Source organism: Paraburkholderia sp. A3BS-1L (genome assembly GCF_051125215.1).
Classification (GTDB): Bacteria; Pseudomonadota; Gammaproteobacteria; order Burkholderiales; family Burkholderiaceae; genus Paraburkholderia.
This window is the reverse complement of sequence record NZ_CP120443.1, coordinates 917,646-930,978: the sequence shown is the minus strand read 5'-3', so window position 1 is coordinate 930,978 and position 13,333 is coordinate 917,646. Positions and strand designations below refer to the sequence as shown.

The following is a 13,333-nucleotide window of genomic DNA, read 5'->3' as shown; positions in this document are numbered from 1 at the left end:
CGTGCGGCTGCGACCACTATCGGCCCGCAGGCGGCGATTCGTTTGATGCAGATCAGTCTGAATAGGGTTCGGACGACCACGATGAAATCTCATGATGCGAGGAGGTCGCCATGGCACACATCCATCACTTTCATCCGGAGTTGCGTCACGCAACCGTCCCCACCTATCTGGCGAGTTACGGCTTTCCCGCGATTCTCGCGATCTACGAGATTTACCGTGTGGCCTGGTGGATCTCCCAGCATGGCTGGAACCTCTTTGGGTTCAACCAGGCGGGATTCGAGTTTTTGATCATGCTGGTTTTATTCGCCATCCAGATCGTTACTCAGACGATATTCCTGATGGCGTCTGCGGCCGGGCCGCGTCCCGACCTGGGTCACAGGCTGGCGAATATCGGCTTGGGGCTGCTCTGCTCGGCAGCCGTCCTGATGTTCGATCTCCTGCTGCAAGCACGATCCTGAGCGCTGGCGCGCCGCGGGCAGCCCGTGGAGGCATCATGCGCGGCGGCAGCGGCAGCCGCGCACTCGATGCGCGTCCCCGCGCCGCGACGATCACGCGGATGTCGCGTGATGTTGCGCACTCGCGGGTTTCGCCTCGCCGTCCGGACGCATGCCCATGAACGGCCCAAGACAGGACATCCAGTCCGCCGCCTGCGGCGCGGTTCCGGCCCGCCGCGCCATCTGGGCCGGCGCCGCCCGCCACCAGGCGTTTCCGGCATTGAAGCCCGCGTCGCGAAGCAGCGCTCCGTATGCCGCCTGATTTTTCACAGCCGAAACCAGGCCTTGCTCCCACAAGGCAATGCTCGCCGCAAGGTACTCGCGCGTCATCGCTTGCCAGGCCTGCGCGATAGCCCCCGCATCGCCGGCGCGCGCGCGCATAAGCGCATCGCCCACGCGCTGCGCGGCGGCACGATCGCGTTCAATGCACTTCGCTTGCAGCGCCAGCGCGGCCGCGAGTTGATCGAAGCCGATCTGCGCCATGCGCGTGCCAATGCTCGACGGGGAAACAGGCTGAAGCGGCATGCTCAAGGGGATATCGCTCATTTCATTCTCCTGATCATTCGATTGTGGGCCGAGATCCGCAGCACACGAGTCCATGCGGGGAGTCGCATTCCTCGTCCAATCTAGCGGCCGTGTTCTTCGCATGATTGACTTGCATCAGTTATCGCCGTCATCCGGAGACCCGATGGCCGGACGAGGCGCGCACCGGCTTTTTCTTGACCTGTATCAGCCGCCGCCTCCGCGCGCGCGAGTCTTCTGACTATTCCGACTGACTTCCTGCGCGACGCGCGCCTTGCAGCCATGCCTTACGCAACGAACGACGATTTGCCCGCGAGCGTGCGCAATCACTTGCCGCCGCACGCGCAGGACATTTTCCGCGCCGCATTCAATCGCGCCTGGGCCGACCACGCCTGGGACCCGCGTCATGAAGAAGCGGCGCGCCGGATCGCTTGGGCGGCCGTCAAGCGGCTCTACGCCCGCGAGGGCCCGCGCGGGCACACGTATTGGGTGCCGCGCTGAACGATTTCCGGTGCGTTCCTTGCTGAGGGCATTGCCATGAATCCGCAGCCGCACGACGACCGCGATATCGAGGACAGCCGCGCCGCACGCATCGTGCGCCTCGTCGACACGCTTGCCGGAGAGCTGCACGGCGAAGGACACCGGCCCGGGCGCGTTTCGATGACGACGCATCTCGAACGCGATCTCGGCTTCGACAGCCTCGCGCGCGCCGAACTGGCCGAGCGGATCGAGCAAGCCTTTGGCGTGCGGCTGCCGCCCGATGCGTTCGCGGCCATCACGCCGGGGGACCTGCTCGCGGCCATCGAGCGGGGCGCGGAGGCCGCGCCCCGCGCCGGCACGGCGGGTACGCCAGCCGCATTGGCAGCGCGCAGCGTGTCCGCATCGGCGGCGCCGGAACAAGCGCGCACACTCGCCGAAGTGCTCCAGTGGCACGCGCACCGGCATCCGGACCGGCTTCATCTCACGCTCATCGAGCCAGGCGCCGCGACGGAACTCAGTTACGGCGCACTGTTCGAGCGCGCCTCGCGCACGGCCAACGCGCTGCGCGCGCGGCGTCGATCCGGGCGCGCGAGTGGCGCTGATGCTGCCCACCAGCATCGATTATTTCGTCGGCTTCGCGGCGCTCGTGCTGTGCGGCGCGGTTCCGGTGCCGATCTATCCGCCGACGAGCCTCGCGCAGGTCGAGGAGCACATCGCGCGCCACGCGCCAATCCTCGCGAATGCGGGAGTCTCGGCGTTGATCGCCGCAGGGCCGCTCGGCCCGGTGGCGCAATTGCTCCGGCTGAAAGTCCCGACGCTGCGTCAGGTGTTCACCTGCACGGCCCTCGAAGCGGCCCAGCCGCATAGCGAGGACGAGGCGCCGCTGATCCAGGCCGGCCCGGACGATCTCGCCTTGCTCCAGTACACCTCCGGCAGCACCGGCGAACCCAAAGGCGTCATGCTGAGCCACGCGAACCTGCTTTCGAACATCCGCGCGATGGGCGAGCGCATGGGCGTGCAGCCCGGCGACGCGCTCGTGAGCTGGCTGCCGCTCTATCACGACATGGGGCTCATCGGCGCGTGGCTCGCTCCGCTCTATTTCGGCTTTGGGCTCGTCGCCATGTCGCCGCTCGCGTTTCTGGCCCGCCCGGCGGTCTGGCTCGAAACGATCTCGCAACGCCGTGCGACGATCACGGCCGCGCCCAATTTCGCGTACGACTGGTGCGCGCGGCGCGTGCCCGAGCGTGCGCTCGCTGGGCTCGATCTCGCCTCGCTGCGCTTCGCGTTCTGCGGCTCCGAGCCCGTGAATCCGGACACGCTGCGAGCCTTCGCCGCGCGCTTCGCGCCGCTCGGGTTCGACGCGCGCGCCATCACACCGGTCTACGGCCTCGCGGAAAATACGCTTGCCGTCACCTTCCCCGCGCCGTCGCGCGGCCTGCGCGTCGATCTCGTGCAGCGCGAAGCGCTCGCCACGCGCAGCGAGGCGGTGCCCGCCTACGCGGGCGACGACGCCCTCGCGCTCGTCGCCTGCGGCTATGCGCTTGCGGATACGCGCCTGCGCATCGTCGACGACCAGCGCCAGGCGCTCGCCGAACGCCACATCGGCCATATCGAGTTTCGCGGCGCGAGCGCCACGGCAGGCTATTTTCGCAATCCTGAGCAAACCGCGCGCCTCGTGCGCGACGGCTGGCTCGACAGCGGCGACCTCGGCTATCTCGCGGACGGCGAGCTTTTCGTCACGGGGCGCGCGAAGGACCTCATCATCCGTGCGGGCCGCCACCTCTTCCCCGACGAACTGGAGCACGCGATCGGGCAACTGGGCGGCGTGGAGCCGGGCGGCGTGGCCGCCTGCGGCGAGCCCGATCCGCTCGCGGGCACCGAGCGCCTCGTCATGATCGTCGAGACCGCACTGGGCGAAGCCGCCGAACGCGCCGATCTTCAGGCGCGCGTCAACGCCATCGTGCTGCGGCTGTGCGGCGCGCCCGCGGAGCGCATCGTGCTGGTCGCGCCGCATGGCATCCTCAAGACGCCTGGCGGCAAGATCCGCCGCGCCGCGACGCTCGAGCGTCTGCGCCACGGCGCGCCCGCCGCCCCACCTTCGGGTGCGTTCGCGCCATGGCGCCAAAGCTTCGCGCTCGCCGCCGCCAGCGCGGTCCCGCTCGCGCGGGCCGCCGGCCACTCGCTGCGGCACATCGCTCGCGGTCTGTGGTGCGGGTCGCTCGTCGCACTGGCATTTGCGGCCGTCTGGATCCAGGTCACGCTCGATCGCAACCCCGCGCGCCGCTGGCGCTCGGCCGCTCGCGCGTGCCGCTTCGTGCTGCGCGCCGCGGGCCTGCACACGACGCTGCATGGAGCGCAGCACTTCAGCCGCACGGCGCATCCGGTGCTGGCCGTCAATCACACAAGCTATCTCGACGTGATCGCGCTGCTCGCCGCGCTGCCCGCGCCGGTCCATTTCGTCGCCAAGCGCGAGCTCGCGCGCCGGCCGTTCGTCGGCACGCTGCTGCGCGCGCTCGGCACGCGCTTGGTCGCGCGCGACGACTATGGCCAGAGCCTCGTCGACGAAGCGCAGCTCGTCGAGTGCGCCCGCGCCGGCGAAACCTTGCTGTTCTTCCCCGAAGGAACCTTCGTGGCTGCCGCCGGGCTGCGCGCGTTCAAGCTGGGCGCGTTTCGCGCCGCAGTGCTGGCAGGCCGTCCGGTGTTGCCCGTGGCGCTGCGCGGCGCGCGCGCGGGGCATTGCGCGACGGGCACTGGATTGCGGAGCGCGGCGAGATCGAGGTCGAGATTCTGGCGCCGGTCGACGCGCAAGGCAGCGATTTGCGCGCCATGGCGAACCTGCGCGAGCGCACGCGTGCGGCGCTGCTCGCGAAATGCGGCGAACCGGACGCGGCGGCCCAGCCCGCGCCAGCCGAACCCGTCCCGGGCGCGCCGGAGGAGGCGCCCATCTCGACATGACGCCGCACTGCGCTGCTCAAAAAACGCTGCTCAAAGACCGCAGCCCCTCACAACGGCACCCGCCCGGCAAGCGTCACCGGCATGCCGGCATGCGTTTCGCGCGCCGACTCGCTGGCCGCGACGCGCTGCTTGAGCGCAACGAAGCTATCGGGGTTCACCGAAATCGAGTCGATGCCGCACTCGACCAGGAACTCGGCAAACTCGGGATGATGCGCGGGCGCCTCGCCGCACAGGCCGACCTTCGCGCCGGCGCGGTGGGCCTCGGCGATCACCGTGCGCACCATCCACTTGAGCGCGTCGCTTTGCTCGTCGAAGAGCCCGGCGAGCTGCGCCGAGTCGCGATCCACGCCGAGCGTGAGCTGCGTGAGATCGTTGCTGCCGATCGAAAAGCCGTCGAAGCGCCGCGCGAACTCGCGCGCCAGCACGACATTGGAGGGAATCTCGCACATCACGTAGATTTCGAGCCCGTTGCGCCCGCGCTCGAGACCGTTCTCGCGCATGACCGCGAGCACGCGGTCGGCCTCCTCGGGCGTGCGGCAGAACGGGATCATCACGACGACGTTGGTGAAGCCCATCTCTTCGCGCAGCCGGCGGATCGCGCGGCATTCGAGCGCGAAGCCTTCGCGGTACAGCGGCGAGTAGTAGCGCGACGCCCCGCGAAAGCCGAGCATCGGATTGGCTTCGTGCGGCTCGAACTGCGCGCCGCCCACGAGGTTCGCGTACTCGTTGGTCTTGAAGTCGCTCATGCGCACGATCACCGGATGCGGAAAGTGCGCGGCCGCGATGCGCCCGAGCGCACGCGAGAGCTGGTCCACGAAATAAACGGTTTTGTCGGCGTATCCGGCGCTCAGGTCGCGAATGATGCGCTTCGCCCGCTCGTCCTTCAGCTGGTCGTAGTGGACCAGCGCCATGGGATGCACGCGAATCTGGCTGCCGATCACGAACTCCATGCGCGCGAGCCCCACCCCGTCGGCAGGCATGCGCCACCAGCGAAACGCGGCTGCGGGGTTGGCGAGATTGAGCATGATGGCGGTGCGGGTGGGCGGCAGATGCGAGAAGTCGATCTCCTGCGCGTGAAAGTCCGCGATGCCTTCGTACACCGCGCCTTGCTCGCCCTGCGCACAGCTCACCGTGACCTTCTGGCGGTTGCGCAGCACGCGCGTGGCATTGCCGGTCCCGACGATGGCCGGCAGGCCCAGCTCGCGGCTCACGATCGCCGCGTGCGAGGTGCGGCCGCCGTGATCCGTGACGATCGCCGCAGCGCGCCGCATGACCGGCACCCAGTCCGGATCGGTGGTCTGCGCGACCAGCACGGCGCCGTCCACGAAGCGCGCCATGTCGCGGGGCTGCTCGATCACGCAGACCGGTCCCGCGCCGATCGCCTCGCCGACGCTCACGCCCGAGAGCAGCTTCGGCCCGGCTTTGTCGAGGTGCCAGGTTTTGAGCGCGCCCGCATCGCGGCGCGACTGGACCGTTTCCGGGCGCGCCTGCACGATGAAGATCTCGCCGGTCGCGCCGTCCTTCGCCCACTCCATGTCCATCGCGCAGCCGTAGTGCGCCTCGATCCGGCAGGCCCAGCGCGCGAGCTTCAGGATTTCGTCGTCTTGCAGCACGTAAGCGCGGCGCTCGGCCAGCGAGGTCCGCACGTTTCGGGTCGGCTGCATGCGGCTGCGCACGCAGATCATCTTGAGGGTCTTGGCGCCGCGCTGCTTGCCGACGATGGGCGCAAGCGACGGGTCGTCCAGCAGCGGCTTGAAGACCTCGTATTCGTCCGGGTCGACGGCGCCCTGCACCACGTTCTCGCCGAGCCCCCAAGCCGCGTCGATCAGGACGACGCGCTCGAAGCCGGTCTCGGTATCGATCGAGAACATCACGCCCGCGCCGCCCAGGTCGGCGCGCACCATCTGCTGCACGCCTACCGACACCGCGACCTTCAGCGCGTCGAAGCCTTTGGCCTGGCGGTAGCTGATCGCGCGGTCGGTATAGAGCGACGCGTAGCAGCGCCGGCAGGCGTCGAGCACCGCCGGGCCGCCGGAGATGTTCAGGAAGGTCTCGAACTGCCCCGCGAAGCTCGCCTCGGGCAGATCTTCGGCGGTCGCGCTGGAGCGCACGGCGACGCTCAGCTTCTCCTGACCGCTCTGGCGGCACAGGTCCGCGTAAGCGGCGTGGATGGCGTCCGCAATCGCGGCGGGCCATTCGCCGCGCAGGATTGCCGCGCGGATCAACGCGCCGGTTTCGGCGAGCGTGCGCCGCTTCGCGTGCAGTTCGTCCAGCGCGGCGGCGATCGTTTCATCGAGGCGGTTTGCTTCGATGAAGTCGCGATAGGCCTGCGCCGTGGTCGCGAAGCCCGGCGGCACCTTGATGCCGTGCGGCGCGAGGTTCGCGATCAGCTCGCCGAGCGAGGCGTTCTTGCCGCCGACGCGCGCGAGATCGGCGCGCGTGACCTGCGAAAGCCAGACGACCGCAGCGGACGCGGCGCTCATGAATGGCCCCGCACGAGCAGCACCGGACAGTCCGTCTCGCGCACGAATTCCTCCGCCACGCTGCCGAGCAGCGCGCGCCTCACGCCGCGCCGGCCATGCGTGCCGAGCACGACGAGCTGCGCGCCCACGCGCGCGACGCAGCGGTTCAGGCAATCCGCCACGCTGTCGGTCACGCTTTGCAGCTGCAGCAGTTCCGTTTCGCAGTGCACGTCGGCCGCCTTTGCCTCGGCGTGCGCAGCATCCAGCAGCTTTCTGGCGTCTTCCCGATACATCGCGATCAGGTCCGCCGGCACGTACGACAGGCCCATGCCGAACGGCGCCAGAATGTCGATCACATGCGCTACATAGAGTTGCGCGCCGGTCAGCCGCGCAACGCGCAGCGCCTCGGCGAGCGCCCGCTTCGACGTCTCGCTGCCGTCGAACGCCACCAGAATCTTGTCGTACATGGTCGGCCTCCTCACTCGGGATATCCCTTGCCTGATGCCACATCTTCGGTGTGGCCAGCGTCACGCCATTGATTTGCATCAAGAGACAAACGCGGCCGGAACACCGCCGTGGCCGCATCGGGCCGCCGCTCAGCGCTGGCCGCCTCCCGCGTCGCCCCAGCCGCCGCCCAACGCCGCATAGAGCGCGACGGTGTCCTGCAGCCGCTGGGCGTCGGCTTCGAGCCAGGCGATCTGCGCCTGATGCAGTTGGGCATCGGCGACGAGGATCTGGACGTAGTCCACCGTTCCCGCGCGATAGTCGGCGCGCAGCAAGCGCAGCGCCTCGCGCGCCGCCGCGAGCGCGCGCGTCTGCGCCTCCAGTGCGCCGGCGTCGTGCTCGAGCGCATAGAGCACGTCCGCGACCTGCGCAAAGGCGCTCAGCACGGTCTGCCGGTACTGCGCGCGCGAGGCATCGTAGGCGTCCTGCGCGGCCTTGCGCCCGTACCAGAGCGTGCCGCCCTCGAAGAGCGGCGCGGCCACGTCCGCGGCCAGCACCCACGACTGGCCGGCACGCGCGCCCATCGACGCGAGCGATGTACCCGCAAGCCCGCCGCCGGCCGAAAGCGTGAAGTTCGGCAGCATCGCCGCCGTGGCCACGCCGACCTGCGCGCTCGCCGCGTGCAGCAGCGCCTCGGCCTGCAGCACGTCGGGCCGTTGGCGCACGAGCTGCGACGGCACGGTCGCGGGCAAATCCGCCGGCAGCGTGATCTCGTTCAGCGAAAGCTCGGGCGCGGACCACTGCACCGGCAGCAGGCCGCTCAACGTGGCCAGCAGATCCGCCGCCTGGGCGCGCTTTTGCTCCAGCACCGGCAAGGTGGCTTCGAGCGCGGCCTGCTCGTTCTGCAGCGTGAGCACCGCCGCGTAGGCGGCGGTGCCGGCGCGCGCGCGCACCTCGGCAATGTGGACCTGCTCGCGCAAGAGCCCGATCATCTCGCGCGTGGCGTCGATCTCGTCGCGCCAGCCGGCGCGCGCGATCATCGTGTTGACGACGTTCGATTCGATGGTCAGGTAGGCCGCCGCCAGCGCGTAGCGCTGCGCATCGCGCTGCGCCGCGAGCGCCTCGACGAAACGCCGGTTGCCGCCCCAGAGATCGACGGCGTAGCTGATCGACGCCGACAGCGTGAACAGGTTGAAAATCGAGGGCGCCATGCCGGAGCCGACGTGCAGCGGGGCATAGCGCTGCCGGGAGGCGCCGGCCGCGGCGCTCGCCTGCGGATAGAACACGCCCGCTCCGGCGCGCAGCTGATGATCGGCACGCCGAAGCGATGCCTCGGCCGCATCGAGCGTGGCGTTGCCGGTGAGGGCGTCGTCCACGGCCGCATCGATCGCGCGGCAGCCGAACTGGGTCCACCAGTCGTCTCGCACGGCGACGCCGGCCCGCAGGGTCTGCGAGACGCCGGCCGCCGCGAAGGCCGCCGGCGTGCCGGCGCGCACATACGCATCGACCTGCGGCGGCGCCGGCCGCGTGAAATCCGGCCCGACCGCGCAGCCCGCCAGCCCGGTTGCAGCGAGCCATGCGAATACGCGCAGCGCACTGCGCGCGCGCGCGCGATGGCGTCCCCCCCGCGTCCTGCTCGAAGCAGGTCGCCTAGCGCGCGGCAATGTACACATCGACGATCTGCCCTGGATAGAGGCGCAGGCCCGCCTGCGGCTCGATGCGGAAAATCACCGGCAGCACGCGCAGGTCCACGCGCTCGGTACGCTGGTCGGAAAGCTCGATCTTCGGCGTCACATAGGGCTGGATGCGCTCGAAGGTGAGATTGGCCGCGATGTTCGCGCCGCGCACCGTCATGCGCCCCTTGAGATGGTCCGGCTGCGGCAGCCGCGAGATCAGGATCTCGTCCACGTAACAGCGCACCGCGAGACGCTCGGGCGCGCTGCCCAGCACGATCACGGGCGCCATGCCCCGCGTGTAGGTGTCATAGACGCCCTGCTGCGAAAGGTACGAGCCCTGCGCCGTGTTCACCGCAAGCACGATGCCGTCGGACGGCGCGCGTAGCGTGTAGTGCGCGAGCAGCGCCTCGGCCGACGCGGCCGCCTTGCGCAGCGCCTCCACCTGCCCCTGCTGGTTGCGCACTTCGTAGACCCACGCGCCCGCGCGCGTGAGGCGATCCTGGCGCGTGACGACCTCGAGGTTGGCGCGCGCGACGTGCATGGCGTTCTCCGCGCTGTCGAGCACGTCGCGGCTCACGGCTTTGGGGTCGATGTCCCATGCCTGCTTTTGCTTCGCATAGGTGTCCTGCGCCATCTTCAGGCTGGCCCGGGCCGCCCGCACCTGGGCGTCGGCAACGTCGCGCGTTTCCGGCCTGGGCTGGGCCTCGAGCTCGTCGAGCAGCGCCTGCGCGGCAAGCGCCTGGGCCGCGAGCTGCCCGGCGTTCGCGCGCTGCACTGAATCGTCGATCGTGAGCAGCACGTCGCCCGCCTTCACGCGGTCGCCGTCGTGCACGAGCAGCCGCGTGACCGTCCCGCTCACTTCGGGGTAGAGATTGACGTTCGCTCCGGCGCTCTGGTCGCTTTCGACGATTCCCGTGGCATAGACGCCGTGCGCGTAAGGATTGGCCGCCGGCTGGAACACCGGCGGCTGCGGCGGCTGCTGGATGCCGAACACCCAGGCCGCGGCAACGGCCGCGAGGAAACCGATCAGCGACGCGGCAAAGACCAGCCGATGCTTCATCGCGCGCCTCCTGGGACGATGTCCTTGAGCTTGCCGTCCTCCATATGCAGGATGCGGTCCGCGTACTCGAAGATGCGAGCGTCGTGGGTGACGATGACGATGCAGCGCCGCTCGTTGAGCACCTGATGCTTGACGAACTCGATGATGGTGCGCCCGGTGTCGCCGTCGAGCGAGGCGGTGGGCTCGTCGAGCACGAGAATGTCGGGCTGGCTCACGATCGCGCGGGCGATCGCCACGCGCTGCTGCTCGCCGCCCGAGAGCTTCACGGGCGGCAAGGCGGCCCGGTTTTCGAGGCCCACGACTGCCAGATAGCGCCGCGCCTCGGCGAGCGCGTCGTCCCAGGGCCGGCGCTTGAGGATCAGCGGAATGGCCACGTTCTCGGCCGTGGTGAGGCGCGGAAACAGATGGTAGTCCTGAAAGACGAAGCCGATGCGGTTGAGCCGGAACTCCGCGAGCCGGTCGTCGGGCTGGGCCCACAGATCGACGCCGTCCACCGACACGGTTCCGCCATCGGGCCGCAGAATCCCGGAGATGACGCTCAGCAGCGTGGTCTTGCCGCTGCCCGACGGCCCGACGATCAGCACCATCTCACCGTAGTGCGCCTGCATGGAGACGCCTTGCAGCGCCTGGGTGCGCGCCGCGCCCTCGCCGAACCACTTGTCGAGCGCATGTGCCTCGATGGCAATCGAATCGACCATTGCCTCAGCCCCGGAAGATGTCGAACGGCTCGATGCGCAGCACGCGGCGCACGCCGAGATAGCTGGAGAGCGCGGCGATCACCACCACCATCGCGAACGCGATCGCGAGGTTGCCGAAGGTGATCATGGCCGCGTAGTCGCGGATGCGCAGCCGCGCGAGGCTGATCAACGCCGCGCACAATCCGACGCCGAGGCCGTAGCCCGTGAGCGCCGTGAAGGCCGCCTGGAACAGGATCATCGCGACCAGCTCGCGCCGCTTCGCGCCGATGGCCTTGAGCGCGCCGAATTTTTCGAGATTTTCGAGAATGAACGTATAGAAAGTCTGCCCCGAGATCGACAGGCCGACCACGAAGCTGATCACGGTCATCAGGAGAATGTTGGTGCCGAGGCCGGTCTGGTACTTGTAGAAGTCGGCGATGTGCTGCATGAACTCGTCTTTGGTGTAGGCGACATAGCCGAGCGCGGCAACCTGCGCCTTGATGTGCGCAATGTCGGCTGCCGACTTAGGCTCGACGAGAATGTACGAGGTCGTGTAGCGCGTCGACGGAACGTCCTGGATGGCGCGGCGGTACGTCGTGTAAAGCGTAGGGGTGCCAAACAGGCTGCTGCTCGCCACCGCGGCAATGCCGACCACCACGGCGCGGTGGTCGTTCAGCTCGAAGTCGGTGCCGGGCGCGGGGCTGCCGAGCTTGTAGAACTCGGCGTCCTGCACGGCAATGAAGCCGTCCTCCGCAAAAATGTCTTCGATGCGCCCGGTCTTCATCTTCGGCCAGCCATAGAGCGTGGTGTCGTCCAGCCCGATCACGGTGGCCGCCTGGTAAGTGCCGTTGCGCAGCTTCACGAGCGCCATGCCCGAGTAGAGCGGCACGGCGTACTTCACGCCGTCGATGCTGCGCACGGCGTCGAGCACGTAATCGGGCATACCGATGCTGCTCGCGATCGTCTGCACCGCCGGGTCCATCACCCAGACCTTCGCGCCCACGTTGATGACGGTGGACGACGAGCGGTTGAGGATGCCCGCGAACATGGACGTCATCTCGACCATCAGAAACACCGCGAACGTGATGCCGATCAGCAGCGCCGTGAACTTGGCGCTGTCGTTGACAAGCAGCTTGAACGCGAGGCGCAGGATGCACCGCATGGACGCCCTCCGGTTTGGCCAGCCTCGCTCGCCGTGCACGAGGCGCGTGCAGGGTCCGGGCCGGTTGAGGCGATTCTGCGGCGCGCGGCCCTGTTCCAGTTGACGTGTATCAAACAAGCGCCCATGTTTGACTTGCATCAAGAATCGACACGAGCCCGGCGATAACACTCGACGCCAGGGTGATTGCCCGTCCGCACGCGTCCTGCGGCAAAACGAGACGCACGGCTCCAGGAGACGCAGCCATGCACTACAAGACCCTGCTCGCTTATCTCGACCCGGGCGAGCGCGCGCAAGCGCGGCTCGACTTCGCGCTGACGCTCGCGGGCCGCTTCGACGCGCATCTCATCGGCCTTTACTCGCCGTTCGCGCCCGAAGCGCGCTCGTACTTCACCGTCGCCGGTTGCGCGCCCTACTACAGCGAATACTGCGACGCGCGGCGCAGCCAGCAGGCCATGGCGGAGGAATCGTTTCGCCACGACTTGCGGCGCGTCGGCATGGAAGGCGAGTGGATCGCATTCGACGACTACGCCGACGAGCCGATCATCCGCCGCAGCCGCCACGCCGATCTGCTGGTCGCCGGCCAGGCGAGTCCCGACGATGATGCCCATGCGCTGCGCGCGCGCTTTCTGGAAAGCGTGGTCATGACGTCCGGCAGGCCGGTGCTGGTACTGCCTTACGCGGGCGCGCTGCGCGCCGCGTGCGAGTCGATCGTGATCGGGTGGGACGGCAGCCGCGAAGCCGCGCGCGCGGTGCACGACGCGATGCCCCTGCTGCAAGCCGCGAAGCGCGTCACGGTGCTGCATATCGGCACGCCCGCTTCGCCGCGCGCCGCGGCGGCGGACGACGGAATCGCGAACATCGACCTGATGCTGGCAAGGCACGGGGTCAATGTCGACTTTGCGCAAAGCTTCAGCGACGCGGACGAGACGGCGGGCGACACCCTGATTTCGTGGGTCGCGACGAGCGGCTGCGACTGCGTCGTGGCGGGCGCCTACAGTCATCCGCAATGGCGCGAGCACCTGCTCGGCGGCGTCACGCGCGCGCTGCTCGAATCGGCCACCGTGCCGGTTCTGCTATCGCATTGACAGCGACGCGCGCGGCGCGCGATCGGCTGATGCAGGTCAATCGAGCGAGGTCGACGGGATTTAAGCTAAATCCATACTCCTGCCTTCCCCGCGAGATTCAACCATGTACAAGCGCCTGCTCTTCCTTGCCGCCCTTGCGCTGCCCGGCTCGTTCCTCATCATCGCGGCGTTCGCCTTCCATCCTCGCGGCCGCGCGCTGCTCGCGGACGTAACGGGTTTCTCCGTGCCGCATGCCAGATACGCGCCCTCCCGCGACGGCGCGGCGCGCTGAGACCCGGAAACCCCACGAAGCACGTTTGCCGCGGCTGCACTGCTG

General features: G+C 68.8%; 12 protein-coding genes and 1 pseudogene. 6 read left to right on the top strand and 7 right to left on the bottom strand.

Annotated features, from left to right (window positions below):
* The first annotated feature begins 110 nt into the window (after positions 1-110).
* On the top strand, positions 111-458 hold the full coding sequence (locus P5W99_RS19380; protein WP_421026751.1) for a hypothetical protein: 348 nt from the start codon (positions 111-113) through the stop codon (positions 456-458).
* Between the two features lie 90 nt (positions 459-548).
* On the opposite strand, the gene P5W99_RS19375 is transcribed toward P5W99_RS19380, so the two are convergent.
* Complete coding sequence (locus tag P5W99_RS19375; protein WP_434664324.1) at positions 549-1,040, bottom strand: hypothetical protein; 492 nt, start codon at positions 1,038-1,040, stop codon at positions 549-551.
* A 258-nt stretch (positions 1,041-1,298) separates the two neighbouring features.
* On the opposite strand from P5W99_RS19375, the gene P5W99_RS19370 reads away from it, so the two are divergent.
* The 3 genes and pseudogenes from P5W99_RS19370 (at position 1,299) to P5W99_RS19360 (ending at position 4,584) form a co-directional block, all read left to right on the top strand.
* Positions 1,299-1,517 (top strand): ChaB family protein, encoded by a 219-nt coding sequence (locus P5W99_RS19370; RefSeq protein WP_421026749.1) that lies wholly within the window; start codon positions 1,299-1,301, stop codon positions 1,515-1,517.
* Between the two features lie 36 nt (positions 1,518-1,553).
* Positions 1,554-1,760 (top strand): annotated as a pseudogene (locus P5W99_RS19365) (acyl carrier protein); the annotation flags it as partial.
* Between the two features lie 337 nt (positions 1,761-2,097).
* Positions 2,098-4,584 (top strand): AMP-binding protein, encoded by a 2,487-nt coding sequence (locus tag P5W99_RS19360; protein ID WP_434664322.1) that lies wholly within the window; start codon positions 2,098-2,100, stop codon positions 4,582-4,584.
* On the opposite strand, the gene ppsA is transcribed toward P5W99_RS19360, so the two are convergent.
* From ppsA to P5W99_RS19330, 6 genes are all read right to left on the bottom strand, one after another.
* A complete protein-coding gene (gene ppsA, locus P5W99_RS19355; RefSeq protein WP_434664320.1) occupies positions 4,499-6,934 on the bottom strand; it encodes a phosphoenolpyruvate synthase in 2,436 nt (811 codons plus the stop codon). The genes P5W99_RS19360 and ppsA overlap by 86 nt on opposite strands.
* Positions 6,931-7,380 carry a universal stress protein gene (locus P5W99_RS19350; protein ID WP_421026746.1) on the bottom strand — a complete coding sequence of 150 codons (450 nt, stop codon included), beginning with the start codon at positions 7,378-7,380 and terminating at the stop codon, positions 6,931-6,933. Before P5W99_RS19350 ends, ppsA begins: the two co-directional genes overlap by 4 nt.
* Positions 7,381-7,509: 129 nt before the next feature.
* Positions 7,510-9,030: an efflux transporter outer membrane subunit gene (locus P5W99_RS19345; protein ID WP_421026745.1), complete on the bottom strand. Its 1,521-nt coding sequence runs from the start codon at positions 9,028-9,030 to the stop codon at positions 7,510-7,512.
* Positions 9,008-10,093 (bottom strand): HlyD family secretion protein, encoded by a 1,086-nt coding sequence (locus tag P5W99_RS19340; protein ID WP_434664318.1) that lies wholly within the window; start codon positions 10,091-10,093, stop codon positions 9,008-9,010. The genes P5W99_RS19345 and P5W99_RS19340 overlap by 23 nt, the downstream gene beginning before the upstream one ends.
* Positions 10,090-10,791, bottom strand: a complete 702-nt coding sequence (locus tag P5W99_RS19335; protein ID WP_421026743.1) for an ABC transporter ATP-binding protein — start codon at positions 10,789-10,791, stop codon at positions 10,090-10,092. Before P5W99_RS19335 ends, P5W99_RS19340 begins: the two co-directional genes overlap by 4 nt.
* Positions 10,792-10,795: 4 nt before the next feature.
* A complete protein-coding gene (locus P5W99_RS19330; protein ID WP_421026742.1) occupies positions 10,796-11,932 on the bottom strand; it encodes an ABC transporter permease in 1,137 nt (378 codons plus the stop codon).
* 242 nt (positions 11,933-12,174) lie between these two features.
* Between P5W99_RS19330 and P5W99_RS19325 the strand changes: the two genes are divergently transcribed.
* Both P5W99_RS19325 and P5W99_RS19320 read left to right on the top strand, forming a co-directional pair.
* A complete protein-coding gene (locus tag P5W99_RS19325; RefSeq protein ID WP_421026741.1) occupies positions 12,175-13,017 on the top strand; it encodes a universal stress protein in 843 nt (280 codons plus the stop codon).
* Positions 13,018-13,120: 103 nt separating this feature from the next.
* Entirely contained in the window at positions 13,121-13,288 is a 168-nt protein-coding gene (locus P5W99_RS19320; RefSeq protein ID WP_421026740.1) for a hypothetical protein, read from the top strand.
* The last annotated feature ends 45 nt before the right edge of the window (positions 13,289-13,333 follow it).